The sequence below is a fragment of the Paraburkholderia caledonica NBRC 102488 genome, from assembly GCF_000685095.1.
Taxonomy (GTDB): Bacteria; Pseudomonadota; Gammaproteobacteria; order Burkholderiales; family Burkholderiaceae; genus Paraburkholderia; species Paraburkholderia caledonica.
The window spans coordinates 248,989-275,589 of the sequence record NZ_BAYE01000001.1 but is presented as its reverse complement, the minus strand read 5'-3'; the positions used below and the strand labels follow the sequence as shown (position 1 = coordinate 275,589).

Sequence of the window (26,601 nt, the reverse complement as noted above, 5' to 3'; positions counted from 1 at the left end):
ATCTTTTTGCGTTAGCTGTTCAGGGCGTGAGTTTAACCCGCCGGCGCGGCCAGCGGACCCTGGCCGGATGGCCAACCCACGCTGTCACGCGGATTGCTCGGGCCGCAAGCACAGGCAAGCATATTCCGGGCAATCGCAGGCACACACAAGCACGCCCAAGCACACCCCAGCACGGCGAACTCGCGCATACGCCCGCGACGTGCACGAATAACTCCCCACTCGTGCAGACGTCACTCTTCGAGCAGCGCGCGCATATCGGCAGTGCGTTCGTTCGCCGCGCTGCGCCGTTTCGCGAGCCACATCATGAACGTGATGAACGCGCCGAACACGACGATGATCCATTGTGCAGGCATCCTGGCGGTGAGCAGCAGCGCGTACGCGCCGAGCATCAGCAGCACGGCCAGATTCTGGTTGAAGTTCTGCACCGCGATCGAATGGCCGGCGGACAGCAGCGTCGCGCCGCGATGCTGAAGAATTGCGTTCATCGGCACGATAAAAAAGCCGGACAGCGCGCCGAGCAGGATCATCAGCGGATAGGCGAGAAGGATATAGGCCGGTGCGACATACGAGCCGATGTGGACGCCCGCGTCCGCGGGGAACAGGTTCTTGTTGTAGAACGCCATTGCAATCGCCACCGCGCCGGTGACGATGCCGACCGGCAGCACCGTGAGCGAACGGCGCAGCGGAATCAGCGCGGCCGCCGCTGTCGCACCGACGGCAATGCCCAGACCGGTGACGCCCTGCATGACGGCCGCCTTCGAGAGCGACAGGCCGAGGTTCACATTGGCCCATTTCAGCACGAGCAATTGCAGGGTCACGGCTCCGCCCCACATGAGCGTCGTCACCCATAACGCGATCTGTGCCAGTTTGTCGGCCCACAGCACGTTGAAGCAATGATAGAAGTCGCCAACGAGCTTCGTCGGTTCTGACAGGCGGTTCGGATAACGTGCGCCGGTGTCGGGAATGAACACGTTGATGCCCGCGGCGATCGCGTAGGTGAGCATCACGGCGAACATCGCAAGATCGGCCGATGAGCGGATCAGCGGCAGATGAACGTGTGCAACGAATTTATCGGCAAATGTGCTGATGAGCGCACCGCCCACCATCGTGCCGACGATCGTCGACAGCACGGTCGCCGATTCGAGCCATGCGTTTGCCTTGACGAGTTTCTCGGCCGGCAACAACTCGGTGAGAATGCCGTACTTCGCGGGAGAATAGGCGGCCGCGCCGAAGCCGACCACGCCATAGGCGATCATCGGATGCACGCCTACGATCATCATCAGACAGCCGCTCGCCTTCAGCGCGTTCGAGATGAACATCACGTGGCGCTTTTGCATGGAGTCTGCAAACGCGCCGACGAAGGGCGCGAGCAGCACGTACGAGACGGTGAAAAAAATCTGCAGCAACGGCGTGACCCACGCGGCCGAACGGATCACCGACAACAATGCGATGGCGGCGATCAGCAGGGCATTGTCCGCCAGCGACGAAATGAACTGCGCCGCGATAATTGTGTAGAAGCCTTTTTTCATGAAGCGGATGGGAAGCTGCGCGCTAGCCTTAGGCGCAGAGAAAGGCGCATACGAGGCGCGCATGCGGGCGCAGCGTGGAACGCGAAATGCAGCCGGCGAGAGAGGTGCGCCGGCGCGGCTTCCCGCTTTGTAGCACGAACGCTCGCGCGATGCAGGCGCGCCAACGAAAAAGCGGCCGAAGCCGCTTGTCGTGATTCTGCCCGCTACGATTTCTGACTCGCTCGATTCGCTCCCCGTGTTGCCGCGGGATTCAAAACACCGGGCGAGCCCGTTGCAGCCCTCTGTGTGCCGGAAGACTGACTACGACCGAGCCCCGTTGCGCGCCGTTAAGCCGCTTGCTGGCGCGTGCGGCTGTAGCGCGACAGGATCGGCACCATCTGCGCGTAGATCTTTGGATTACCGGCGACAATTTCGCCAACGTGCAGGAACTCGGAGTCGCCGGTGTAATTGCCCACCAGACCGCCTGCTTCGGTAATCAGCAGGCTGCCCGCGGCGACGTCCCACGGGTTCAGGCCTTGCTCGAAGAAGCCGTCCATGCGGCCCGCAGCGACGTTTGCGAGATCGAGCGCGGCGGCGCCGGGACGGCGCAGGCCCGCGCACGCTTGCGTCATTTCCGCGAACTGGCGGCCATACGCTTCGAGGCCGTCGGTTTCGCGGAACGGAAAGCCGGTGCCGATCAGGCCGTCAGCCAGCCGGTCACGCTTGGCGACGCGAATGCGGCGGTCGTTCAGGAACGCGCCGCGGCCACGCGAAGCTGTGAAGAGGTCGTTGCGGGTCGGATCGTAGACAACGGCCTGCGTCACGATGCCCTTGTGAGCCAGCGCGATCGACACGCAGTAGTACGGAAAGCCGTGAATGAAGTTGGTAGTGCCGTCGAGCGGATCGATGATCCACTGGTACTCGGACTCGTTGTCCGACTTGCCGGATTCTTCGGCGAGGATCGCGTGATCGGGATAGGCGGTCTTCAGCGTGTCGATGATCGCAGCTTCAGACGCTTTGTCGATCTCCGTGACGAAATCGTTGTGCTGTTTCTTGCTGACCTGAATCAGATCGAGATCGAGCGACGCGCGGTTAATGATTTGAGCTGCGCGGCGCGCGGCCTTGACAGCGATATTGAGCATGGGATGCATGGATTGATCCTTGTGCCGGGGCAGCACGGCTGCTTGCCGGTGAATGGCGCTACGCGCACACTAATTGGCGCCCTCGATGAGGCGCAGAAACAGCACGGAATGCTCGCCCGGCACGTGACCGGTACGCATTCCGCCAACGGAGACGAATTGAATAAGAACGAAGCGCCCGGTTTTGCTCATTGCATGCACTGACCATGCCGGACGCGAATCGCGTTATTTTACCTTAGTCCGCAGGTCGCGGCAGCGTTCGAGGCGGGCAGGGCCGTCATGCGCATTTCAATGGGCGCGCGCTTTGGGACGTGACAAGCGATGCGACGTGCCATATGACGGGCAACGCGGTGCGTGCCATCGCGTGCTATCGCGTGCAACATCGCAGGTATTTCGGCGGATCTCTGCGTTGGCGCTACCATACGCGTTCTTTCGCTAGCAGAATTTCACCGTGGACCACACCCACCATTCCTCCGATCCCGCCGTGGCCGACTTGCGCGGCGGCTTCACCTCCACGCGCTTCGTGCTTGTCGAGCCGAGCCATCCGGGCAACGTCGGCGCCGCCGCGCGGGCGCTCAAGACCATGGGTTTTTCGCGGCTCGTGCTGGTCTCGCCACGTGTGCCGAATGTGCAGAGCGATCCGGAAGCCATCGCAATGGCAAGTGGCGCCGACGACGTGCTCGCGTCGGCCCATGTCGTGCCGACGCTTGCCGATGCACTCTCGGGCGTGCATTGGTCGATCGCGCTGACCGCGCGGCAGCGCGAATACGGTCCTCCACAATGGACGCCCCGCGCAGCCGCAAGTCTCGCGCGCGACGAGGCGTTGCACGGCGAGATCGCGCTCGTGTTCGGCAACGAGCGCACTGGCTTATCGAATGAAGACGTCGAGCGATGCAGCGCGCTTGCCCACATCCCCGCCAATCCGGCCTACAGTTCGCTCAACCTTGCACAAGCGGTGCAGGTGTTGGCGTACGAGCTGCGCATGATCTATCTGACGAGCGGCTCCGACACAACCGCGCCTGCCATGCGTGCGCCGCAAACGTCAGCCGCATCCGCCGAGCCTGCAGGCACGCGTGCTGCCAGCAATGAAATTGAAAGCATGTTTGCGCACCTCGAAAGCGCGCTCGTCGCGCTCGAATTCCTCGACCCCGCGAATCCGAAGAAGCTGATGTCGCGCTTGCGGCGGCTTTTCGCGCGCTCGGGCCTGGAGCGGGAGGAAGTCAATATCGTGCGCGGCATCGCCAAACACATCCTTCTGAAGACAGGCCACAAGGACGGTGGCTCGCAGTAGCGCGGCGCGCTATTTGTACGAGCGGCAGCTTGGCGGCGCTCGACTAACACGACGACCTTTTGCGCTACATGGACTTCCGGCAGGTTTTCGGGAACCGTCCTACAATCCTCCAGACGTTCTAAGCAAAGCTGCCGCGCTGCTATGCGGCGCTCCTGCACGCGCAACGCGGTTCGCGCATGCGGTCTCTATCCCACACAACACACTCCCTGCCATGTTCACGAGACTTCGCGAAGACATTGCCACGATCCGCGAGCGCGATCCCGCTGCCCGCAGTGCCTGGGAAGTGCTCACGTGTTATCCGGGCTTGCACGCGTTGGTGTTCCACAGGCTCGCGCATGCATGCTGGCAGGCGCGGCGCCGCTGGCTCGCGCGTTTCGTCTCGCAGATGGCGCGCTTCATGACGGGCATCGAAATTCATCCGGGGGCGACGGTCGGGCGTCGTGTGTTCATCGATCACGGCATGGGCGTGGTGATCGGCGAGACCGCACAGATCGGCGACGATTGCACGATATATCAGGGCGTGACGCTCGGCGGCACGTCGCTCACGCGCGGCGCGAAACGGCATCCGACGCTCGAGCGCGGCGTGATCGTAGGTGCGGGCGCGAAGATTCTCGGCGGTTTTACGATCGGCGCGGACGCGAAGATCGGATCGAATGCAGTGGTGACCAAGCCCGTGCCGGCTGGCGGCACCGCTGTGGGCAATCCGGCGAGAGTCATCGTGCCGGCGGCGGCTTCAACTGCTGCCGCGGCCGCTGCGGCTTCGGTCGTCTCAAGGGCGGCTGCTAATGCGGGGGGCAACGGGGTTGCCAATGGGGCTGATAATGCGGCTGTGAATGCGGCTAGAAACCGCGGCGCGAGCGCGGCTCTCGATGCTGCAACGAATGAACCCGCCTCCGCTAGCGACACAACTCGCGAGAGCGGCAAGCTCGCTGTCGAGCGTAGCGGCTTCTGCGCATACGGGATCACGCCAAATGCCGACGATCCGGTGTCGCTCGCCATTCATGGGCTCATCGATCATGCGGCCACGCAAGCGAAACGCATCGACGAAATCGTGATGGCGCTCGAGCATCTCGGCACCAGTCTCGAAGGACTGCAAGGCGCCGACGCAGCACTGCTAGATTTGCGGCGCCTGTCCGCTGCAATCGCCGGCAAGCTGGATGGAGCAGTGGTGGGGCGTTGATCCGAACCGGTGACCTATCGCCGTTGACGTACCGGTGTGCGCAACGCGCGGCGGCTTCACTCTATCGCACTCAATCGAGCGGCAACGCGCGAATTCCTTCGGCGTCGATACGCAGGTAGCCGCCGCGCCGTTCGCCATGATCCAGATCCCAGTCCGGCAGTACCCAGCGTATTCCGCCGGGATCGCGATGACGAGCAGGGCGGTGCGTGTGCCCGTGAATCATCGTTGCCGCTTTCGACCATTTGAATAACGACGCGACGCCTTTCGGCGTTACGTCGTATTTCAGCGAGACAGGCCGCGAGCGGCCATGCTCGCTTTTCGACCGCATGTTTTCCGCGAGCGCCTGACGCCACGAAAACGGCGACGCGAGAAACAGCATCTGCGCGAGACGATTGCGCGCGAAGCCACGGAAGATCTGATACCCGCGATCGGCGGTGCACAGGCGATCGCCGTGCGCGAGCGCGATGCGCGTGCCGAACGCGGTGATCACGAACGGATCGGGTAGCCAGATTGCGCCGGCCGCTCTCATGAAGCGCTTGCCGAGCAGAAAATCGCGATTGCCATGCATGATGTAAAGCGCGATACCACGCTCGGTCAGCGTGTGCAAAAGAGCGGCCATGCGCGCGACGAACGGCTCGACGAGCATGTCGTCGCCGATCCAGTATTCGAACAGATCGCCGAGAATGAAAACGGAATCCGCCTGGTCGGCTGTGACCCGAATGAAGTGTTCGAACGCGGCGACCGTGCGCGGAATCGCCTCGCTCAAATGAATGTCGGAGAGAAACAAAAACGGGCGTGCGGCGTGCGGGCGTTTGCCCTCGCCAGGCACGCCCGCGGCGACGCTTCGCAGCGGCGTTTCTTGCAGCATTGAAGGTGCCTGAGTCTGGTCTTTGTAGTGTGAGCGCGCCTGCGACCGGCAATCAGTCGACGATCACGGCCTTTTCGATCACGACGTCGTCAACCGGCACGTCCTGATGAAAACCCTTCGAACCCGTCTTGACCTTCTTGATCTTCTCGACGATGTCCATGCCTTCGACCACCTTGCCGAACACAGCATAGCCCCAGCCTTGCGGTGTGGGCGACGAGTGGTTCAGGAAGTCGTTGTCGTTCACGTTGATGAAGAATTGCGCGGTTGCCGAATGCGGGTCGTTGGTGCGAGCCATCGCGACGGAGCCGTTCACGTTCTTCAGGCCGTTGTTCGCCTCGTTGTTGATCGGCTCGGCCGTCGGCTTCTGCTTCATGCCCGGTTCGAAGCCGCCGCCCTGAATCATGAAGCCGTCGATCACGCGGTGGAACACCGTGTTGTCATAGTGGCCGGCCTTCACGTAGTTGAGGAAGTTCTCAACCGACTTCGGCGCTTTCTCGGCGTCCAGTTCCAGTTTGATGACGCCGTGGTTCGTATGCAGTTCAACCATGATGGAATCCTTTGATGAACAGGGTGGGTGAAAGAGGCGCGGTGAGCCGCCGTGTGCATTCATGCGTTTGCGCGCGCTTCATGCATTCGACTGCGGGCCGCGCCGGGGCGTGATCTGACGCTTGCGTGAGCGCACCGTGTTCCGTTGGTGCTGTTGTGCTGTCGTTGTACTGCTACTTGCTGCTGACGACGCTAGCCGACTCGATCACCACCGGCTTCTGGGGTACGTCGCCCATTGGGCCGCGCGTAGTGGTCGGCGTGCCTTCGATCTTCTTCACGACCTCCATGCCGCTCGTGACCTTGCCGAACACTGCGTAGCCGTTGCCATCCGGATTCGGGTAGTCGAGGCCGGCGTTGTCCACCGTGTTGATGAAGAACTGCGCAGTTGCCGAATTCGGATCGCTGGTGCGCGCCATTGCCAGTGTGCCTGCCATGTTCTTCAGACCGTTGCGGCTTTCAAGCGGAATCGGCGCGCGCGTGGGCTTTTCAGCGAAGCTTTGCGTATAACCGCCGCCCTGAATCATGAAGCCGCGAATGACACGATGAAAGATCGTACCGCTGTACTGACCGGACTTCACATAGTCGAGAAAGTTGGCGACTGTCTTGGGCGCTTTCTCAGGATACAACTCGACGCGAATATCGCCTTCCGACGTCTTGAGGAGGACGGACGGATGCGCGGCTTGCGAACCGGACTGCGCAGACGCCGGTGCGTTTGCGATCAGGGCGGCGCTGCCGAGCGCCAACATCAACCATTTCATGAAGATCCTCAGGGTTGGAAAAAACGTATGACCGCGAGCGTGGCGGCTTTATTGCGAGGGGGCCATGTAAGGCGGCATGGCGAGCGAGCCGTTTGCGCCGCCGTACTGGAAGCTCGGCGTTTGCGTCATGTTCGCGGTGGCCCGTTCCGTGTAGTTCTCCTGCACTGCAGCGGCTCGTTTAGTCGACTTGCCCGTTTTGGGCGGCGACACGATCTTCTGAATGTCGGCGAGGCGCTGCGTGGTCGTGGCGCTTGCCTTTCCGAGACTCTGCGCGCGCCGGTACGCTTCGTTGGCCATGCGCAGGTAGAGGTCGCCCAGGTTCTCATAAGCGAGGCCGTAGCCAGGGTTCACCTTGGTCGCGGTTTCGAGCGCCGCGCGTGCTTCCACATAACGGCCGTGCTTTGCGTACAGCGCGGCGAGATTGTTATACGGCTCGGGCAACTCGGGATACAACTGCGTGAGCTCGGTGAAGGCGGTGATCGCTTCCTCGTCGCGATTCAGATGCGCGAGCACCGTGGCGCGCTTGAACTTGGCCTGCGCGTCGCGCGGGTTAGAGGCGATGCGCGCGTCGAGCTGCGTCAGCGAGGCTTGCCAGTCTTTCTGTGCGATGGACGCGTCGATTTCCGGCGTGTTGTCGCGCACTGCGGGACCTTGCGATACGGTCGGCGTTTTCTGCGCGAACGCGGCGGCGCCCGGCACAATGCCGAGGGCGACAGCCACGGTAAAGCGCAGCGTGACGGCGCGTGCGAGGCGGCGTGCAACGTCACGCGCAATGCCGCGGCGGGCGCTGCCCACGGGGCTCTCGAAGGCCGTCGCGGCAAGGGTCGCAGCGCTGCGCGCGCGGCCGCTGGAAGGTTTCATAGGCTCGGGTCTGGATGTTATACTCCGAGCCATTCTAACAAAAGGTCTGCGCGTTCCGTCGAACCGCCGGCTGTCTTTTCGCCACTCGTGGTCGTCTCCGCCTTGATAGCAGTCTGACCGCCGCACCAGGTGCACCGGTTTGCTGCTGTGCGTGTTTCAACAGTCGGGCGACAGCCGGACATAGCCAGACTCAGTCGGGTAAATAGTCAAGCAACAGTCAAGCAACAGCCCGGCTTGGAGTCAGGTAATAGTCAGGCAACAGTTCGTCCCGACCGTCCTGTGTTTGCTGGACGGCACGCACGAAACACATTGCGGATTTCTTTCGGCCCACGCACCGTTCTCTATGGAATCACTGCGCATCTACAACACGCTCGCGCGTGACAAGCAAACTTTCGTGCCCCTGCAAGCAGGCGTCGTGCGGATGTACGTCTGCGGGATGACCGTGTACGACTATTGTCACGTCGGTCATGCGCGCGTGATGGTCGTATTCGACATCGTGCAGCGGTGGTTGCGCACGCTCGGCTACCAGGTAACGTACGTGCGCAATATCACGGACATCGACGACAAGATCATCCGCCGCGCCGTCGAAAACGGCGAGACGATCAAGTCGCTCACCGATCGCTTCATCCATGCATTGCATGAAGACGCGGACGCGCTCGGCATCGCGCGGCCCGACATCGAGCCACGCGCCACCGACTTCATTCCTCAGATGCTGGGCATGATCGAGAAGCTCGAAGCGAACGGCTACGCGTATCAGGCGAGCGACGGCGACGTGAATTACGCGGTGCGCAAGTTTGCGGGCTACGGCAAGCTTTCCGGCAAGTCGCTGGAAGATTTGCGCGCGGGCGAGCGCGTTGCCGCAAACGACGCGAAAGAAGACCCGCTCGACTTCGTGTTGTGGAAGCAGTCGAAGGCCGGCGAGCCCGCCGACACCGGATGGGATTCGAAGTATGGCCGTGGCCGTCCCGGTTGGCATATCGAATGCTCGGCTATGGGTTGCACGTTGCTTGGCGAGCGCTTCGACATTCATGGCGGCGGGCAGGACTTGCAGTTTCCGCACCACGAAAACGAAATCGCGCAGAGCGAAGCTGCTACCGGTCAAACCTTCGTGAACTACTGGATGCACAACGGCTACGTGCAGATCGACAATGAGAAGATGTCGAAGTCGTTGAATAATTTCTTTACGATTCGCGAAGTATTGGCGCAGTACGATGCCGAGGTCGTGCGTTTTTTCATCGCACGCGCGCATTACCGTTCGCCGTTGAATTACAGCGACGTGCATATCGACGACGCCCGCAACGCCCTCGGCCGTTTGTACACCGCGCTGAAGGACGTCACGCCGGACGGCGCCGCGCTCGACTGGAACGAAATGCATGCCCAACGTTTCCAGGCAGCAATGAATGACGACTTCAACACGCCGGTTGCAGTGTCGGTGTTGTTCGAGTTGGCAACTGAAGTAAATCGCACGCGCGACCCCGCGCTGGCCCGTCAATTGCGCTCGCTCGGCGCGGTGCTCGGGTTGCTCGGGCGCGAGCCGCGTGCATACCTGCAGCAGGCAGCGGGCGCCGCGGTACAGGGCGCGCTGGAACCCGCCGCGATCGAAGCGAAGATCGCCGAGCGCGTGGCCGCCAAGCAGGCGAAAGACTATGCGGCAGCAGACCGGATCCGGGCCGAATTGCTCGAGGCCGGCGTTGCACTTGAAGACAAACCCGGCGGGTTGACCGAGTGGCGGCGCGTGTGAGCGCACCTCGTACTTCCCTCTGAACGACTCGCCAGGCAGGAGGCAGGATGGCAACGGCCACGAAGACGCCGGCTAAACGAGCCACGTCTCAAACAAACGCAGCAGCCGCACCGAAGTCGACTCGAACGTCGGCTCGCACGGCGAGCGGCGCGGTGAAAGAGGCATCGTCGAAAGGCGCGGGGGCGGCGGCGAAAACCGCGGCCGGCGCGTCGAAAAAGACCGCGGTCAAACGTGCGCTCAACGGCACGTCCGTGCACGCGCCGGTTGCGAAACGCGGGAAAGCATCGTCGGGCAGAACGTCGCGCTCGGATAGCGGCAGCAGCAACGGCGCATTGCCCGCGGAACTTGCAGGCGACGTGCAGGAAATCGCGCGCGTCGCGAAGGCGCAAGAGGGCGAGGCAGGCGAGATCGTGCGCAAGACGCGTGCGTCGTCCGCGGCGGGCGGCGAAGCGGCGAGCGCAAGCGAAGTCGCGGTGCCGGTGCAGATCGGCGGCCTCGCGCCCGAAGTGACGCGTCCCGACTACTGGGACAAGGCGTGCGCCGATCTCGTCAAGCGCGATCGTATTCTGAAGAAGCTGATTCCGAAGTTCGGTCCGGTGCATCTTCTGAGTCGGGGCGACCCGTTTGTCACGCTCGCGCGCTCGGTCGTCGGTCAGCAGATTTCGGTGGCGTCCGCACAGGCCGTTTGGGCGAAAGTCGCGGCCGCGTGTCCGAAGCTCGTGCCGCAGCAGTTCATCAAGCTGGGACAGGAAAAGCTGACCGCCTGCGGCTTGTCGAGACGCAAGGCGGAGTACGTGCTCGATCTCGCGCAGCACTTCGTTTCCGGTGCGCTGCACGTCGGCAAGTGGAGGTCGATGGAAGACGAGGCGGTGATCGCCGAACTCACGCAAATTCGCGGCATCGGCCGCTGGACTGCGGAGATGTTCCTGATCTTCAACCTGTCGCGTCCGGACGTGCTGCCGCTCGACGACCTCGGTCTGATTCGCGCGATCAGCGTCAATTATTTTAGCGGCGAGCCCGTCACGCGCAGCGAAGCGCGCGAGGTCGCAGCGAACTGGGAGCCGTGGCGCACCGTCGCCACCTGGTACATGTGGCGTAGTCTTGACCCATTGCCGGTCGCCTACTGAAACAATCGAAGCGATGCCGCTTTGCAGCTATCAATTGTTGGATTTTGATAGTTGCGAAGTGGTTTAGACATCGGCGAGCGCGGTTAGAATACGCGCTGCCGGTAAGTCCAAGGATTAAAACCAATGAAGACCACCTTTCTGGATTTCGAACAGCCGATCGCTGAACTCGAAGCAAAGATCGAAGAATTGCGCTTCGTGCAGGACGATTCGGCCGTCGATATTTCGGAAGAGATCGAGCGGCTGTCCAAGAAAAGCCAGCAGCTCACCAAAGATCTGTACGCGAACCTCACGCCGTGGCAGGTTTCGCAAATCGCCCGGCATCCGCAGCGCCCGTACACATTCGACTATGTGAATGAGCTCTTCACCGATTTCCACGAACTGCACGGCGACCGCCACTATGCGGACGACCTGTCGATCGTGGGCGGCCTCGCGCGTTTCAACGGTCAGGCCTGCATGGTGATCGGTCATCAGAAGGGTCGCGACACGAAAGAGCGCGCGCTGCGCAACTTCGGCATGCCGCGTCCTGAAGGCTATCGCAAGGCCGAGCGTCTCATGCGTCTCGCCGAAAAATTCAGCCTGCCGATTTTCACGTTCATCGATACGCCGGGCGCTTATCCCGGCATCGGTGCCGAAGAGCGCGGGCAGTCGGAAGCCATCGGCCGCAACCTGTATGTGATGGCAGAACTGAAAACGCCGCTGATCGCAACCATCATCGGCGAAGGCGGTTCGGGCGGCGCACTGGCCATCGCGGTCGGCGACAGCGTGCTGATGCTGCAATTTTCGACCTATTCGGTGATCTCGCCGGAAGGCTGCGCGTCGATTCTGTGGAAGAGCGCGGCGAAAGCGCCGGAAGCAGCGGAAGCGCTCGGCCTCACCGCGCATCGTCTGAAAGCGCTCGGCCTGATCGACAAGATCGTCAACGAGCCGCTCGGCGGCGCGCATCGCGATCCGAAGGGCATGGCTGCCATGCTGCGCCGCGCGCTTGCCGATTCGCTGCGCCAGTTCCAGGGCATGAGCATCAATGACCTGCGTCAACGCCGTTTCGAACGCCTGATGTCATACGGCAAGTTCAAGGAGACGACGCCGGGCGCCTAAGCCCGTGCGTTCTCCCTTTGTCCATCGGCGCATGACGCGTTAATACTGCGCCGAACGACGTGACTCCTCCAGCCGAATCGCCCGCTGATCGCCTCGTTCTCGAGGCGATCAGCGCCGCGCTTGCCGCTTTGCCTTCTCACGCCCGGATTGCGGTCGCGTTCAGCGGCGGCGTCGATTCGAGCGTGCTGCTCGATGCAGCCGTGCGTGTTGCGGGCGCGTCGCGTTGCGTGGCGCTTCATGTGCATCACGGCTTGAGCGCGAACGCCGATGCGTGGCTCGCGCATTGTGATGCGTTTGCGCTGGAACGCGGCGTCGAGTTCGCGGTGCGGCGCGTCGAGGTGTCGCGCGATGCAGGTGTCAGCGTGGAGGCCGCCGCGCGCGAGGCCCGCTATCGCGCGCTTGACGCGCTTTGCGCAGAGCATGGCGTTCATTCGCTATGGCTCGCGCAGCATGCGGACGATCAGGCCGAAACCGTGCTGCTGCAACTGCTGCGCGGCGCTGGCCTCGCAGGTCTCGCGGCCATGGCGCGGGAGTCTTCGCCTTCGGGTGCAGCGGCGGTGCGCGTGCGGCCCTTGCTTCATCTGCTGCGTGCGCAACTCGAACAATACGCGAGCGTGCGCCATCTGCGCTGGATCGACGACGAATCGAACGCGGACACGCGCTATGCACGCAACGCGCTGCGCCACCACGTCACGCCTGCGTTGGCCGTGCACTTTCCCGGTTTCCGCGATGCGCTCGCCCGCACCGCGTCGCACGCCGCGGCGGCGCAACGCTTGCTGGACGAACTGGCGCGTATCGACCTCGACATCGTCTCGCGCGACGACGGCCGGGCGCTCTCTCACGACGCACTCATCGCGCTCGACGACGACCGCGCGCTCAACCTGATGCGCTACTGGATGCGCTCGCAGGGCTTCGTCGCCGCATCGAGCGCGCGTCTTGGCGACGCGCTGCGTCAACTGCGTGAAGTAGGCGCGGGCGGCGATGGACACCGCTTGCGTATCGACCACGCAGGGCACGCGTTGCGCAGCTATCGGGGACTCGTGTACTGGGAAGCCGGCGATAGCAGCGACCCCGCCGACGAGTCGGCGATCGTCGAACGCGAGGTCAGCGAACTTGCCTGGCACGGCGAAGCGACGTGGCGTTTGCCGCAATGGCGCGGCACGTTCGTGTTTGAAGCGGTAGAGGCGGCTCCGTCGACTAGCACTGCTTTATCCGATGCGATTCCCATTAGTGTCTTACAGCGTGAGTTGCTCAGCGCGCGTGCGCGCAGCGGCGGCGAACGCCTGCGCACGAGCGATGCGCCCGGCGCGCCGAGTCGGACGCTGAAGAACCTGTTCCAGGAACGCGGCATTCCCGCATGGAAGCGCGAAGTGCCGCTGCTGTATATCGGCGATGAACTGCTGTTCGTGCCGTTGCTCGGCGTCAATCGCGCGGCGTTGCCGGCAAAAATGCCGCCCGACGAGGCCTGCATAACGATCGTCTGGCGCGAGGATCTGCTGATCGCCTGACCGGCCGGTCGGTCGCACGGTCACCACCGTTGAGTCTTCAAATAGGGCGCGAGTACCGGTTCGAACGAGGCGACGAAAAAAGGTGCTGAGGTGCGCGCTGCAAGCGTTTGCCGGCGGCGTTGCAAGCGTCGCCGCGGGCTGCGCGGCTTGTCTTTTTGCGTACGATCGGGTACGTTAACTTGTTTGCCCGACCCGCTTTTGCCGTCGCTTTTGTCGGTTTTCCGATCGTGATCCGAATTTTCCGGTAAGCCATTAGCGATCAATCACGGGCAAATCCGCGCGTGCTGCACGCGCGCTGCATCTACGCCGCCACACACTTTGCCGCCGTTCACGAGACGTTGCGCCCCTGTGCTTTTGTGCGGTCGTCGCGAGCGCGCCAGCGCGGTTTCTCCTCCAGTTCAGAACGACAATGGCACTCATCGTACATAAATACGGCGGCACTTCGATGGGCTCGGTCGAGCGCATCAAGAACGTCGCCAAGCGCGTCGCGAAATGGCATAAGGCCGGTCACAAGATGGTAGTCGTGCCGTCGGCAATGTCCGGCGAAACGAACCGTCTGCTCGGCCTCGCGAAAGAGATCACGACCCAGCCCAGCCCGCGCGAACTCGACATGATCGCCGCCACGGGCGAGCAGGTCAGTTCGGGTCTGCTCGCCATCGCGTTGCAGGAAGCCGGCGTCGACGCGGTCAGCTACGCCGGCTGGCAAGTGCCGGTCAGGACAGACAGTGCGTTCACCAAAGCGCGCATCAGCGAGATCGACGGCGAACGCGTTCTGCGCGATCTCGACGCGGGCAAGGTGGTGGTGATCACGGGCTTCCAGGGTATCGATCCTGACGGCAATATCACCACGCTCGGCCGCGGCGGTTCCGATACCTCGGCGGTCGCGGTCGCTGCTGCGTTGAAGGCGGACGAGTGCCTGATTTATACGGACGTCGACGGCGTGTACACCACCGACCCGCGCGTGGTCGAAGAGGCACGCCGCCTCGACCGCGTGACGTTCGAAGAAATGCTGGAAATGGCAAGCCTGGGTTCCAAGGTGTTGCAGATCCGCTCGGTGGAATTCGCCGGCAAATATCAGGTCAAGACGCGCGTGCTGTCGAGCCTGACCGATCCGCTCATCCCGCTCGACGCTGAAATGAAGTCGGGCACCCTGATTACTTTTGAAGAAGACGAGACCATGGAAAAAGCAGTCATCTCGGGTATCGCGTTTCAGCGCGACGAAGCTCGCATCGCCGTGATGGGTGTGCCCGACAAGCCGGGCATTGCGTATCAGATTCTCGGCCCGGTGGCGGACGCGAACATCGACGTCGACATGATCATCCAGAACCAGAGCGTCGAAGGCAAAACGGCTTTCACGTTCACGGTGGGCCGCGGCGATTATCAGCGCGCCATGGACATTCTCACGAACCAGGTGAAGGGCCACGTTCAGGCCGAGCAGGTGCTGGGCGATCCGAAGGTGTCGAAGGTCTCGGTGGTGGGCGTGGGCATGCGTTCGCACGTGGGCATCGCGAGCACGATGTTCCGCACGCTGTCGGAAGAGGGCATCAATATCCAGATGATCTCCACGTCCGAAATCAAGATTTCGGTGCTGATCGACGAGAAGTACATGGAGCTCGCGGTGCGCGCGCTGCATAAGGCGTTCGAACTGGATCAGGCGTAATTCGTCGCAAACGCCGGGGCGTACAGAAGCACTGCGCTCGTTGATGTCTGTTTGTGCGGCTGCGCGAACAAAATGGCAATTCAATGACGAGATTGGCACAAAAAGCGTTCGTCAGACATTGACCTTGGCTGTTCGGCCCGCTATTATCTTGGCTTCGTCGCGCTGACTCCCTGCGCGACCGAAAGTTTGGGAGACGTGGCCGAGAGGTCGAAGGCACTCCCCTGCTAAGGGAGCATCTGGGCCAAAACCTGGATCGAGGGTTCGAATCCCTCCGTCTCCGCCAGTGATGGTGGCGAAACCCCGTAAGTCGGAAGACTTACGGGGTTTTTGTTTTGTCGGTCGCACAAGGGGAGGGCTCAACGTGCGAAATGCACCCGTATGCGTTGTGCCAACGTTTCGCAACCTCGCCCATGCCGCGTCAGCGAGAACGGCGCAAAATAAGCACCCACGGGTGCCTGCTTTGCAGGTGTGAAGGTCCGCATCACTCGCCAGCGTATGGTCGGAGAAATCGCCCGACACAGTGGCGCGGACATAGCAGCCGGTGTAACGCCCGGCCGCTCGTGGCACGTTCCCGGCCCCGCGTCGTACAACCGCGCGAACACGGCACCTAGAAGCTGCTTTTCGCTAGATGCGCCTGCTTGGAGCCAGCTTGAAAGGCAAGGCGGACGATCCGGCAAACCCGTCGAAACGAGGCACTGTCAATGCTCGTTAAGGTCAGTGGCACCGAAGGCTATGCGCAAGAAGCGGAGAGCCTTATCCGGCGATGGCAGAGCATCTCATTCGCCGACCACCACTCTCAGGTTGTACATGTGTTGCCGGACGCTCCGTCGCGCGTCCTCGACATTGGTGCGGGGATCGGAACGGATGCGGCTGCGCTAGCGGCGATGGGGCACACGGTGGTAGCCGTCGAACCGGTCAGCGAACTGCGGACTGCAGCCATCAATTTGCACCGGTCATCGCGCATCGAATGGATTGACGACAGTCTTCCCGATCTGCGCATTATTACTTCGATGAACGAAGCTTTCGAGGCGGTAATGCTGACCGCGGTATGGATGCATCTCGATTACGAACAGCGGTGCCGTGCTATGCCGAACGCAAGTTCTCTTCTGCGAGACGATGGCGTGTCGATCATGTCGCTGCGCCATGGGCCCGTTCCGCGCGGGCGACGCATGTTCGACGTGGCGCCAGAAGAAACGATCGAGCTTGCACGCGTTGCGGGTTTGCAAGCTGTGCTTTGTGTTGCAACGCCGCCGATCCAACAGACAAACCGCAATAGCGGAGTGACATGGACGCGACTCGCCTTCAGGAAACGCATCACGCTTACGAAATCAATATGTGATGGTCACTGAGATCAAGTTTGAACCGGAGATTAGGCACTGCATCGGTACACCGCCTGCGGCACGGAACAGCTTGCCGACAAGTCAAGGCCTGCGCAGCCGCGTGGTCACGGAAAGCGGCGCCTTGCGCGGCGCGCGGTCATTCAGTGCTGCGCATATAGCACCGCAGGAACCCTTTTCGCGACACGCCGCAAGCGTTGCGGACAGCGCTTGTTCGCCCAGAGGATGCGTGTAGTTGGCTGTCAGAAGATCGTCGAATCGGCGTGGTGATTGCAAGTAGTCTTCCTGAGCCATCGGGTTGTCGGAGAGTTGGGTTGCAATCTGCAGAACCTCAAGTTCGATCTCCTGAAGGAACGCTTCCGAAAGCTCAAGTTCAGGTGCATGACGCGAGACCCAAAGCTGCGCCGACTCTGTGAAATGCGCAAATGAGAGCCACTTCTCGTCGATCTGCATGGACACCAGTTCGTGAGCGACGAGGTCGCTCAACAAAAACACTTTCATTGCCTGTCTCATCGTTATGTGCGCCGGTGCGCCTGTCTGATCGACGAGTATCTGTGCGCGAGTGCGTCGCAAAAATGGGAGGATTCTCATTTAACCGGGCGGCTCCCGCTATAGCGTTCTCGATTGCTGATGATCCGCCGCGTTCTGCTGATCCCTTGCGAGCCGCTCCAGATAAATCCACGGGAAGATTCCGCGCTCATGTCCGTCGTCGAACACCAGTTGCAGACCGTAACCCGACGGCCGCGCGTCGAGCAGCTTCACGTAGGGTGACGATAACGGCGTCTCTCCATCGAGCTTGCGCTTGCGACACTGTGCACACATACATGCCGAGCGCAGCAACGCAAACGGCAACTCGCAGACCGCACCGTCCGGCCAGCGCATGGATAGGCGTGCGCTAGCCGCGTCGATCGCCACCAGCTCGGGCGCGTTCATCACCGGCGCCCGGCGATCTGGGTCAGCGCGATCCGCACTGCCTTGCGTACTTCCGGGTCCGCGTCGGTTCCTGCAGCTTCGAGAGCTGTGAGCATCTGCGCATCGCTGATTTCGCCGATTTCGCCGAGCGCAAGCGCGGCTTCCTTCCGCACATTGCTAACCGGATGAGAGAGCAGGGCGGCGACGTGCGTTGCGCTGGCGGCGTCGCCGATCTGACCCAACGCGCGCAGTGCTCGCAAACGTACTTGCCAGTAGGTGTCGTCGAGCGCTTCGATCAGCGCGTTGCGCGATTCGGCGACGCGCAGTTTGCCGAGCGTCGTGGCAGCTACTTCGCGCACCTGCCAGGCGTCGTCGTGCAGGGCGGTGAGGAGCGCTGCGGTTGTCTCGGCGTGGGCCGGCGGCGCGAAGCCGAGCGCCGCTGTCGCAGCGCGCCGGATCGATGCATCGGCGTCGCCGGTCGCAACGGATGCCAACGGGTTAAGCGCAATCGAATTCTTCAACCATCCCAACACGCCGACGGCTTCGGCGCGCACGTCGGCGTCCGCGTCGGTGAGTGCCTGCAGCGCGGGTGCGAGCGCGTCCGTCACGCGGAGTTCGCGCAGCGCGCGCAACAACGCCGATCGCACGAATGGGTCGGGTTGCTTCAACCAGTCGAGCAGTATCGCGCCAGAGGACGGCTGCTTGAGTTCCGACAGGCTCTGTGCGGCGCTCGCGCGAACCTGTGTGTCACGATCGAGCAATGCGTTGCACAGAGCGCTCACCACGTCGTCGCGCTCCCATGAAGCGAGCAAACGGGCCGCCTCGGCGCGCACCTCGGGCGAGGTGTCGCGCCGTAATGCCGCGACGATGGGCGCTATCACGCAGGCATCCTCGAGATCGGCGAGTTCGATCAGCGCAATGCGGCGCACGACGGCATCGTTGTCGGCGAGCCGTGACAGCAGGGCGACTGCTTCTCCGGCGATAGTATTCAGCGGATCGCCCGGATGGTTCGGGTCGGTTGGGCTGGTCGCGTGGGGCATGAATGGACGTGAATGAAGAGGAGGAACTTCGCGCATCGCTCAACGCAGAAGATACGGAATGGACACTTTCACAGCGCCCGTCGGACAATCCTGTTCGCAAGGCATGCAGTACCAGCACTCGTCAAACTGCATATACGCCTTGCCTTTTTTCATGTCGATTGCAAGCAGATCGAGCGGGCAAACATCGACGCATACCGTGCAGCCTTTTTCAGCAATGCACTTGCTTTCATCGATCGTGACGGGGGCTGAACTGCGCTGGAAAATATCGTGTGGCGTAAAAGACATCGGATTACTCCGTCAGGCGGTTGCGGGGTCGAGCGCGGGCTCGCCGATGCGCAGGCTGCGATAGGCATCGCGTTCGTTTTCGTCGAGCGCGACAATATACGGCTCGACCGCACGCTTTTCGCTCGTCATGCGGCCATTGGCGTCCTTGCGCAGATGCGTATGGCAGAACCATTGCTCGTCGTCGCGCTGTGGATAATCCACGCGATGGTGGTAAAGACCCCAGCGGCTCTCGGTTCGAAAAAGCGACGCACGTGCGGCCATTTCCGCGCAATCGCGTATGGCGCGAACTTCTGCCGCACGCATCAGTTCGTGCGGATGCGTGGCCGATATCGATTCGATATCCTCAGTGATTTCTGCAAAGCGTTGCAGGCCGATTTCCATCTTGCGTGTCACCTTCGGCGGTTGCAGGTAATCGTTGACCATGCGGCGCAACTTGTACTCGACCTGCGCTGGCGCAATACCGTTCTCGCGCTTGAGCGGCGCATAAATGCGCGTGCGTTCGGCGTCGATCTGTTCTTGGTCGACGGCGCCGTGTTCGCGGCCCGATACGTATTCTGCCGCGTTGTGACCCGCGAACCATCCGTAGGTAAACGCGCCGAGCATGTAGTTGTGCGGCACTGCGGCCATGTCGCCAGCGGCATAGAGGCCCGGCACGGTGGTCTCCGCGCGCGCATTGACGTACACGCCGGAAGCACTGTGTCCGCTGCAAAAGCCGATTTCCGAAATGTGCATCTCGATCATCTGCGTGCGGTAATCGGTGCCTCGTCCTTCGTGAAAGCGGCCGCGGCTCGGACGCTCGTTCGTGTGCAGAATCTGTTCGATCGTCTGGATCGTTTCTTCCGCGAGATGGTCGAGTTTGAGAAACACAGGCCCGTTGCCGCTTTGCAGTTCCTGATAGAACTCCCACATCATCTGGCCGCTCCAGTAATCGCATTCGATGAAGCGTTCGCCCTTGCCATTTGCGGTGAACCCACCGAGTGGGCCGGTCACATATGCGCAAGCGGGGCCGTTATAGTCTTTGATGAGCGGGTTGATCTGGAAGCATTCGAGGTTCGCCAGTGCGGCGCCCGCGTGATAGGCCATGGCGTAGCCGTCGCCGGCATTGGTCGGGTTTTCGTATGTGCCCATCAGATAGCCCGATGCGGGCAACCCGAGCCTTCCCGCGGCACCGCAACACAGGATCACGGCTTTTGCACGCACCACGTAGAAGTCGGCCGAGCGGCAATCGAACCCCAGCACGCCGCAAACGCGCCCTTGCGAGTCGGTCAATAGCCGCGTGGCGACAATGCGGTTGGTGATCGCCACGCGTGCGCGTTTAAGCTGCCTGTACAGCACTTTCTTGATGTCGTGACCCTCGGGCATCGGCAGCACGTACGAACCCATGTGATGCACCTTCTTAACCGCATAGTCGCCATTGCCGTCCTTTTCGAACTTGACGCCCCAGCGGTCCAGTTCCTCAATCGTCGTGAAACTATGGCGCGCGTATGAGTACACGGCTTCCTGATCCACGATGCCGTCGTTTGCAATCGTGATCTCGCGTGTGTACTGTTCGGGCGTCGCATGGCCGGGAATCACGGCGTTGTTCAGACCGTCCATGCCCATCGAGATCGCGCCGCTGCGCTTCACGTTGGCTTTCTCGAGCAGCAATACCTTTAGCGACGGATCGCGCTCCTTCGCCTTGATCGCGGCCATCGGGCCCGCCGTTCCACCGCCGACCACCACGACGTCATAGTCGAGTACATGTGTGTTCATTGCGCCTCCATTGCGTTTTTGCTGCTCTTTTTCGGGCCTTTTTTCAGGTCTTTTGCGCGGTCGATACGCAGCCGGTACTGAAAGGCGTCGCCGCGGAAGTACAGGTATTCGAAATCGACCGGCCGACCCGACGCGTCATGCGTGAGACGCTCGATACGCAACACCGGGCTGCCTTCTTCGACGCGCAATGCATCGACGATGTCGTCGTGGGCAAGTATTGCGTCGATGGACACATCGGCATGACCTAGCGGCACACCGCAGTCGTTTTCGAGGATCGAAAATATGTCGCGTGTCGTAAGGTCCGCGTTCGCGAGGCGCTTGCCGAGCGTCAGCGGAACCCAGGTCAGTTCGAGCGATACCGGCTCGCGATTGAGTAGCCGGACACGATGGATCTCGGTGACAGGCGCGCCCTCCGCAATGTTCAGGCGCGCGGCAATGTGGCGCCCGGCTTCGACGGTTCTGCAACTGCGCAACTGGTTGACGATTTCATGGCCCATCGACGACATGGCTTCCGCAAAGCCCTGCAGCGAAGCGACGTTCTGATACGCCTTGGGCTTCGAGACGAACGTGCCCTTGCCATGCACCTTGAACAGCCAGCCTTCCTTGTGCAGATCGCCGAGTGCCTGGCGCACGGTAATGCGGCTCACGTCGAACAGGCGGCACAGTTCGTGTTCCGACGGCATCTGCGAATGCGGCGCATAGCTGCCGTCGAGAATGCGTTCGCGCAGGACATCCTTGATCTGCGCGTAAAGCGGACGAGGCGCGGCCGATAAGGCTGGAGAATCGGCAGGCACCGGCACGAGGGTCGTTTGCGACATTGCTCAACTTGTTATTACAAGACGATGTGCAGTCTAGTAAGACGGCCTCTCGCTTCAAACCAAGTTTTTCTGCTATGTATTTCTGGCCGCGCAGCCGGGTTATCGCGTTGGTGCGGCAGAGGAGGCGGCAAGCCGCAACGGTCAGAGCGCGCGCTGTGCTTCCGACATTTCGACCTTTGTCGGCTCGGAAGCGTCTCGAATGTAACTACACGTAACGTCGTGCCGTGGCTGCGATGTTATGCATCAGTTATTACAAAGTTGAAATACGCCGCTGGCGAGCTTGCGTTATATTTCCGCCAACAACACATTCTTCCAAGGGTAATCCATGAAGTCCGCTCGTTTTGTTCCACTTGTGATCGGGGTTATCGCGTTGGGCGCGTCGAGTGCCGCCATGGCCGGCGGGGTCAACATCGGGGTCAACATCGGCATTCCCGCGCCGGTTTATGTCGCGCCGGCGCCTGTGTATGCGCCGCCGCCGCCCCCGCCGCCGCCAGTCGTGTATCAGCCCGCGCCCGTGTATTACGGCGCTCCGGCTGTCGTGATCGGCTGGCACGGGGACCGCTACTGGGACGGCCGTCGTTACTGGGCGCGCGACGACTGGTATCGTCATCATCCCCCCGGCCGTTACGACTACGGCCGCGATCACTACGATCATCGTCGCGGCTGGCATTGAACGCTGCACGAACAGTAGTAACGAAAGAAGCCGCCCCGATGGGCGGCTTTTTCATGCTCTCGCGCATCGCTCGACCGGATCTGCGGAGTTGCCGTAAGCGCACAACACTGCGCGTCAGACGACTCCGTGAGAAAACGCCTGCTTGTGCGGGAAGAGAGCATCGCGAAGTAAATCGCGGCATATTTGCGAATCGCGCGTCCGCCGCTCCAGGTGACAGTCGCGGCGACGGTTAGCGCGGGTTTATTGGGTAGAATTCCGTGACAACGCAACTGCCCACTGATCACCAAGGCGCTTATGACAACTGGCTCGCGACGGGTTTCATCGCCTCGTGCATATGAATGCACGATTTTCAGGCCCTCGTGTGTCGGTCCCGCGCTCGTGTCCCGTTCATCGCGCAGGGCCCGTGTCGCGATTCTGTGCGGCGCGCTGGCCGCTGCCGGCTGGTTCGCAGCGCCACAGGCGCACGCGGTGTATGCGATCGCGCAGTACGGCGAGCCGAAGTATCCAGCCGACTTCAAACATTTCGACTACGTCAATCCGAATGCGCCGAAGGGCGGCACACTCGTGCTGGCCAATCCGAGCCGCCTCACCAGCTTCGACAAATTCAATCCGTTCACTTTGCGCGGGAACACCGCGCCCGGTGTCGACCTGCTGTTCGAGAGTCTGACGACCGGCAGCAGCGACGAAGTGGCTTCCGCGTATGGACTGCTCGCCGACGATATCAAGGTCGCGCCGGACGGCTTGTCGACCACGTTCCATATCAATCCGCGCGCACGGTTTGCGAACGGCGACCCGGTCACCGCGGACGACGTCAAGTATTCGCTCGACACACTGAAAAGCCCGCAGGCCGCGCCGCAATTCATGTCGATCTTCGGCCAGATCGTCCGCGCGGTGGTCGTCGATCCGCACACCGTGCGGTTCGAGTTTCAGCACCGCAATCGCGAGTTGCCGTTACTCGCCGGCGGCATGCCGGTGTTCTCGCGCAAGTGGGGAATGAGGCCGGACGGCAGCCATATCCCGTTCGATCAGTTGGCGTTCGAAAAGCCGGTCACGAGCGGCCCGTATCTGATCGAGCGCTACGACAACGGACGCACGATTACATACCGGCGCAACCCGGAGTATTGGGGCGCGGCACTGCCGGTGCGCGCGGGCACTTATAACTTCGATCGCATCGTCTACAAGCTGTATTCCGATAACGTCGCGCGGCTGGAGGCGTTCAAGGCCGGCGAATACGATGCACTCGTCGAATATGTCGCGCGAAACTGGGTGCGGCGTGACGTCGGCAAGAAGTTCGACAGCGGCGAGCTGATCAAGAAGGTGTTCGCGCAGCACAACGGCACGGGCATGCAGGGCTTCATGTTGAACACGCGGCGACCGTTGTTCAAGGACGTGCGCGTGCGCAAGGCGCTCGATCTTGCACTCGACTTCCAATGGCTGAACCGGCAGTTGTTCTTCAATCAGTACACACGTATCGACAGTTTCTTTGCCAACACCGATCTGCAGGCCAAGGGCCTGCCGTCGCCGGGTGAACTCGCGTTGCTCGAACCGTGGCGCGCGAAGCTCGATCCGGCGGTTTTCGGGCCGCCGCCGAAGCAGCCCGACACCGACCCGCCTGGCTCTCTTCGTGCGAATCTGTTGCAAGCACGCGCATTGTTGCAGCAGGCGGGATGGACGTATCGCGATGGTGCGCTGCGCAACGCAAAGGGCGAGCCGTTCGAGTTCGAGATACTCGACGACTCGGGATCGGCCGCGCAAATGGAGCCGATCGTCGCGACGTTCATTCGAAACCTGAAAAAGCTCGGCATTACCGCAACATTTCGCGTCGCCGATTATGCCGTGTACCAGAAGCGGCTGGATGCATTCGACTTCGACACGACGACGATCCGCATGCCCGACGTACAGGTGCCTGGCTCCGAGCAGATCGAACGTTTCGGCAGCAAGGCGGCGGACACGAACGGCTCTGACAACATGATCGGACTGAAGTCGCCCGCGGTCGACGCAATCCTGCGCGCCCTCGTGCAGGCGCAGACGCGCGAGCAACTGCTCGACGCGACGCATGCGCTCGATCGCGTTCTGATGCATGGCTACTACGTCGTGCCGCACTGGTACAGCGCGACGCATCGCGTGGCGTTCAAGCGCGGGCTTGCGTGGCCGTCCACGCTGCCCCTGTACTATGGAGCCGAAGGCTGGATTACGTCGACGTGGTGGTTCGCGCAACCGCAAGTAGCAACGCAGGTACCACCGCAGTAACGCAGTCGGTCAATCTGGTCATTCGGTTCCGGCTATCGCTATTCACACCTCGCCCTCGCAACGGAAACACCCGCCATGTGGAGCTACATCCTCAAACGCCTGCTGCTGATGATCCCGACGCTGGTCGGCGTGCTGACGCTCACGTTCGTCGTGATCCAGTTCGTGCCCGGCGGCCCTGTTGAACAGATGCAGCACGAACTGCGCAAGGGCGCGGAGGGCGCTGTGCCGTTCGGTTTGCGCGCGCATAACGGTGTCGACGCGCAGCAGGTCGCGCAACTGAAAGCCTTATACGGTTTCGACAAACCGCCGCTCGAGCGCTATGTGTTGATGCTCAAGCGTTTCTCGACGTTCGACCTTGGGCAGAGCTATTTCCGCCATCAGAGCGTGTGGTCGCTGATCGTATCGAAGCTGCCGGTGTCCATCAGCATCGGCTTATGGACCTTCTTTCTCACGTATCTGATTTCAGTGCCGCTCGGCATCGCGAAAGCGGTGCGCAACGGCTCGCGCTTCGACATCGCGACGAGCCTCGTGGTGCTGATCGGTTACGCGATTCCGGGCTTTGTGCTCGGCGTGTTGCTGCTCGTGCTGTTCGGCGGCGGCACATTCCTGCAGCTTTTTCCGTTGCGCAATCTCACGTCGGATAACTGGGCGCAACTGAGCGTCGTGGGCAAGATCCTCGACTATTTATGGCATATCGCGTTGCCGATCACGGCTTCGGTAGTCGGCAGTTTTGCGGTAATCACGATGCTCACGAAAAATGCGTTTCTCGACGAGATTCGCAAGCAGTACGTGCTGACCGCGCGGGCCAAGGGTCTCTCCGAAAAACGCGTGCTGTGGAAACATGTGTTTCGCAACGCCATGCTGCCGCTGATCGTCGGCTTTCCGGCTGCGTTCATCGGCGCTTTTTTCACCGGCAGCCTGCTGATAGAAACGCTTTTTTCGCTCGACGGTCTCGGCTTGCTGTCGTATGAATCGGTCGTGCGGCGCGATTACCCGGTCGTGCTCGGCACGCTGTACCTGTTCACGTTGATCGGTCTCGCGACGAAGCTGGTGTCGGATCTCTGCTATGTGTGGGTCGATCCCCGCATCCAATTCGAACAACTGGAGCGCTGATGAATCGAGCCCGCCTTTCAGCCGATGCAGCGGCGCGCGTCGAACCCGCGCGTGCATTCGTCTCGCCTTCGCCCGCGCGCCGTGTATGGCGACGGTTCCGCCAGCAGCGTCTGGGTTACTGGAGCCTCATCATCTTTGTGGTGGCCTTTGCCGCGAGCCTTGCGGGCCCGCTCTGGTCGAATGACAAGCCGCTCGTGGTGCGCTACGACGGCCACCTTTATTTCCCGCTCTTCAGGACCTACGCGGAGAGTACGTTCGGCGGCGATTTCCCAACGCCTGCTGACTACCTCGATCCCTACATCAAGCAGCGTTTCGACGCACCGGGCAACTTCGCCGTGTATCCGCCGAACCATTATTACTACGACACGCTGAACTATTTCTCGAAGGCGCCGAACCCGGCGCCGCCTTCCCGTGAAAACTGGCTCGGCACCGACGACCGCGGCCGCGATGTTTTCGCTCGACTGCTGTACGGCTTCCGCGTTTCCGTGGAGTTCGGTCTCGTGCTCACTTTCATCGGAACGATACTCGGCATTGCTGCCGGCGCCGTGCAAGGATATTTCGGAGGACGTACCGATATTGTCGGGCAACGTCTGATCGAAATCTGGAGCGCGTTGCCGGAACTCTATCTGCTGATCATTTTTTCGTCGATCTTCGAACCGGGATTCATTCTGCTGATCGTGCTGCTGTCCCTGTTCGGCTGGATCGGCTTGTCCGATTACGTGCGGGCGGAATTCTTACGTAATCGGCAGCAGGATTATGTGCGCGCGGCGAGGGCGATGGGCCTGTCGAACTGGCAGATCATGTGGCGGCACCTTTTGCCCAACAGCCTCACGCCCGTGATCACGTTCCTTCCGTTTCGCATGAGCGGCGCGATTCTCGCGCTAACCAGTCTCGACTTTCTCGGCCTCGGCGTGCCTTCGCCGACACCGAGCCTCGGCGAACTGCTCGCGCAGGGCAAGGCGAATCTCGACGCGTGGTGGATCTCGTTGTCCACTTTCGGCGTGCTGGTCGCGATGCTGTTATTGCTTACCTTCATGGGCGACGCGCTGCGTAATGCGCTCGATACCCGCATCTCCGATGCAATGCGCGCTGGAGGCAATCAGTGACCGCTCAACGGCAAGCGCCAGGACAGCCCAAGG

The 26,601-nt window shown here is 61.7% G+C and carries 24 protein-coding genes and 1 tRNA gene; 13 read left to right on the top strand and 12 right to left on the bottom strand.

Annotation, left to right across the window (positions count from 1 at the left end):
* Positions 1–230: 230 nt before the first annotated feature.
* Positions 231–1,529 carry a lysophospholipid transporter LplT gene (gene lplT / locus BCA01S_RS01345; RefSeq protein WP_027775386.1) on the bottom strand — a complete coding sequence of 433 codons (1,299 nt, stop codon included), beginning with the start codon at positions 1,527–1,529 and terminating at the stop codon, positions 231–233.
* A 326-nt stretch (positions 1,530–1,855) separates the two neighbouring features.
* A complete protein-coding gene (locus BCA01S_RS01340) occupies positions 1,856–2,659 on the bottom strand; it encodes an inositol monophosphatase family protein (RefSeq protein ID WP_020065563.1) in 804 nt (267 codons plus the stop codon).
* A gap of 439 nt (positions 2,660–3,098) precedes the next feature.
* Here BCA01S_RS01340 and BCA01S_RS01330 point away from each other — a divergent pair, with 439 nt between their 5' ends.
* Both BCA01S_RS01330 and cysE read left to right on the top strand, forming a co-directional pair.
* Positions 3,099–3,938 (top strand): RNA methyltransferase, encoded by an 840-nt coding sequence (locus tag BCA01S_RS01330; protein ID WP_027775385.1) that lies wholly within the window; start codon positions 3,099–3,101, stop codon positions 3,936–3,938.
* Between the two features lie 211 nt (positions 3,939–4,149).
* Positions 4,150–5,118, top strand: a complete 969-nt coding sequence (gene cysE, locus BCA01S_RS01325; protein WP_027775384.1) for a serine O-acetyltransferase — start codon at positions 4,150–4,152, stop codon at positions 5,116–5,118.
* A 70-nt stretch (positions 5,119–5,188) separates the two neighbouring features.
* Here the strand turns inward: cysE and BCA01S_RS01320 are convergent, their stop codons facing one another.
* The 4 genes from BCA01S_RS01320 to BCA01S_RS01305 form a co-directional block, all read right to left on the bottom strand.
* A complete protein-coding gene (locus tag BCA01S_RS01320; protein WP_027775383.1) occupies positions 5,189–5,986 on the bottom strand; it encodes a UDP-2,3-diacylglucosamine diphosphatase in 798 nt (265 codons plus the stop codon).
* 52 nt (positions 5,987–6,038) lie between these two features.
* Positions 6,039–6,533, bottom strand: coding sequence for a peptidylprolyl isomerase (locus BCA01S_RS01315; RefSeq protein ID WP_020065568.1), 495 nt, complete (start codon positions 6,531–6,533; stop codon positions 6,039–6,041).
* Between the two features lie 172 nt (positions 6,534–6,705).
* On the bottom strand, positions 6,706–7,290 hold the full coding sequence (locus BCA01S_RS01310; protein WP_027775382.1) for a peptidylprolyl isomerase: 585 nt from the start codon (positions 7,288–7,290) through the stop codon (positions 6,706–6,708).
* A 48-nt stretch (positions 7,291–7,338) separates the two neighbouring features.
* A complete protein-coding gene (locus BCA01S_RS01305; protein WP_027775381.1) occupies positions 7,339–8,151 on the bottom strand; it encodes a tetratricopeptide repeat protein in 813 nt (270 codons plus the stop codon).
* A gap of 343 nt (positions 8,152–8,494) precedes the next feature.
* On the opposite strand from BCA01S_RS01305, the gene cysS reads away from it, so the two are divergent.
* The 7 genes from cysS to BCA01S_RS01270 all read left to right on the top strand — a co-directional run bounded on the left by cysS (position 8,495) and on the right by BCA01S_RS01270 (position 16,631).
* Positions 8,495–9,892 carry a cysteine--tRNA ligase gene (gene cysS, locus BCA01S_RS01300; RefSeq protein WP_027775380.1) on the top strand — a complete coding sequence of 466 codons (1,398 nt, stop codon included), beginning with the start codon at positions 8,495–8,497 and terminating at the stop codon, positions 9,890–9,892.
* A gap of 47 nt (positions 9,893–9,939) precedes the next feature.
* Entirely contained in the window at positions 9,940–11,019 is a 1,080-nt protein-coding gene (locus BCA01S_RS01295; protein WP_027775379.1) for a DNA-3-methyladenine glycosylase family protein, read from the top strand.
* Between the two features lie 123 nt (positions 11,020–11,142).
* Positions 11,143–12,114 (top strand): acetyl-CoA carboxylase carboxyltransferase subunit alpha, encoded by a 972-nt coding sequence (locus BCA01S_RS01290; RefSeq protein ID WP_020065573.1) that lies wholly within the window; start codon positions 11,143–11,145, stop codon positions 12,112–12,114.
* A 59-nt stretch (positions 12,115–12,173) separates the two neighbouring features.
* The gene (gene tilS, locus BCA01S_RS01285) at positions 12,174–13,622 is read left to right on the top strand and encodes a tRNA lysidine(34) synthetase TilS (protein WP_027775378.1); all 1,449 of its coding nucleotides are present in this window, start codon (positions 12,174–12,176) and stop codon (positions 13,620–13,622) included.
* A 409-nt stretch (positions 13,623–14,031) separates the two neighbouring features.
* The gene (locus BCA01S_RS01280; RefSeq protein WP_020065575.1) at positions 14,032–15,282 is read left to right on the top strand and encodes an aspartate kinase; all 1,251 of its coding nucleotides are present in this window, start codon (positions 14,032–14,034) and stop codon (positions 15,280–15,282) included.
* A 189-nt stretch (positions 15,283–15,471) separates the two neighbouring features.
* Positions 15,472–15,565 (top strand) — tRNA-Ser (locus BCA01S_RS01275).
* Positions 15,566–15,983: 418 nt separating this feature from the next.
* On the top strand, positions 15,984–16,631 hold the full coding sequence (locus tag BCA01S_RS01270; RefSeq protein ID WP_027775377.1) for a class I SAM-dependent methyltransferase: 648 nt from the start codon (positions 15,984–15,986) through the stop codon (positions 16,629–16,631).
* A 72-nt stretch (positions 16,632–16,703) separates the two neighbouring features.
* On the opposite strand, the gene BCA01S_RS01265 is transcribed toward BCA01S_RS01270, so the two are convergent.
* From BCA01S_RS01265 to BCA01S_RS01240, 6 genes are all read right to left on the bottom strand, one after another.
* Positions 16,704–17,072, bottom strand: a complete 369-nt coding sequence (locus BCA01S_RS01265) for a hypothetical protein (protein ID WP_156955017.1) — start codon at positions 17,070–17,072, stop codon at positions 16,704–16,706.
* A 156-nt stretch (positions 17,073–17,228) separates the two neighbouring features.
* Entirely contained in the window at positions 17,229–17,552 is a 324-nt protein-coding gene (locus tag BCA01S_RS01260; RefSeq protein WP_027775375.1) for a gamma-butyrobetaine hydroxylase-like domain-containing protein, read from the bottom strand.
* Positions 17,552–18,571, bottom strand: coding sequence for a HEAT repeat domain-containing protein (locus BCA01S_RS01255; protein ID WP_052369395.1), 1,020 nt, complete (start codon positions 18,569–18,571; stop codon positions 17,552–17,554). Before BCA01S_RS01255 ends, BCA01S_RS01260 begins: the two co-directional genes overlap by 1 nt.
* A 39-nt stretch (positions 18,572–18,610) precedes the next feature.
* Positions 18,611–18,856 carry a 4Fe-4S dicluster domain-containing protein gene (locus BCA01S_RS01250; RefSeq protein ID WP_020065580.1) on the bottom strand — a complete coding sequence of 82 codons (246 nt, stop codon included), beginning with the start codon at positions 18,854–18,856 and terminating at the stop codon, positions 18,611–18,613.
* Between the two features lie 12 nt (positions 18,857–18,868).
* The gene (locus BCA01S_RS01245) at positions 18,869–20,608 is read right to left on the bottom strand and encodes a fumarate reductase/succinate dehydrogenase flavoprotein subunit (protein WP_027775373.1); all 1,740 of its coding nucleotides are present in this window, start codon (positions 20,606–20,608) and stop codon (positions 18,869–18,871) included.
* The gene (locus BCA01S_RS01240) at positions 20,605–21,426 is read right to left on the bottom strand and encodes a GntR family transcriptional regulator (protein ID WP_042317757.1); all 822 of its coding nucleotides are present in this window, start codon (positions 21,424–21,426) and stop codon (positions 20,605–20,607) included. Before BCA01S_RS01240 ends, BCA01S_RS01245 begins: the two co-directional genes overlap by 4 nt.
* A 325-nt stretch (positions 21,427–21,751) precedes the next feature.
* Between BCA01S_RS01240 and BCA01S_RS01235 the strand changes: the two genes are divergently transcribed.
* The 4 genes from BCA01S_RS01235 (at position 21,752) to BCA01S_RS01220 (ending at position 26,568) form a co-directional block, all read left to right on the top strand.
* The gene (locus BCA01S_RS01235; protein WP_027775371.1) at positions 21,752–22,099 is read left to right on the top strand and encodes a hypothetical protein; all 348 of its coding nucleotides are present in this window, start codon (positions 21,752–21,754) and stop codon (positions 22,097–22,099) included.
* A gap of 378 nt (positions 22,100–22,477) precedes the next feature.
* Entirely contained in the window at positions 22,478–24,349 is a 1,872-nt protein-coding gene (locus BCA01S_RS01230) for an extracellular solute-binding protein (protein WP_027775370.1), read from the top strand.
* A 75-nt stretch (positions 24,350–24,424) separates the two neighbouring features.
* Complete coding sequence (locus BCA01S_RS01225; RefSeq protein ID WP_027775369.1) at positions 24,425–25,462, top strand: microcin C ABC transporter permease YejB; 1,038 nt, start codon at positions 24,425–24,427, stop codon at positions 25,460–25,462.
* Entirely contained in the window at positions 25,462–26,568 is a 1,107-nt protein-coding gene (locus BCA01S_RS01220; protein WP_020065586.1) for an ABC transporter permease, read from the top strand. The genes BCA01S_RS01225 and BCA01S_RS01220 overlap by 1 nt, the downstream gene beginning before the upstream one ends.
* Positions 26,569–26,601: the final 33 nt, after the last annotated feature.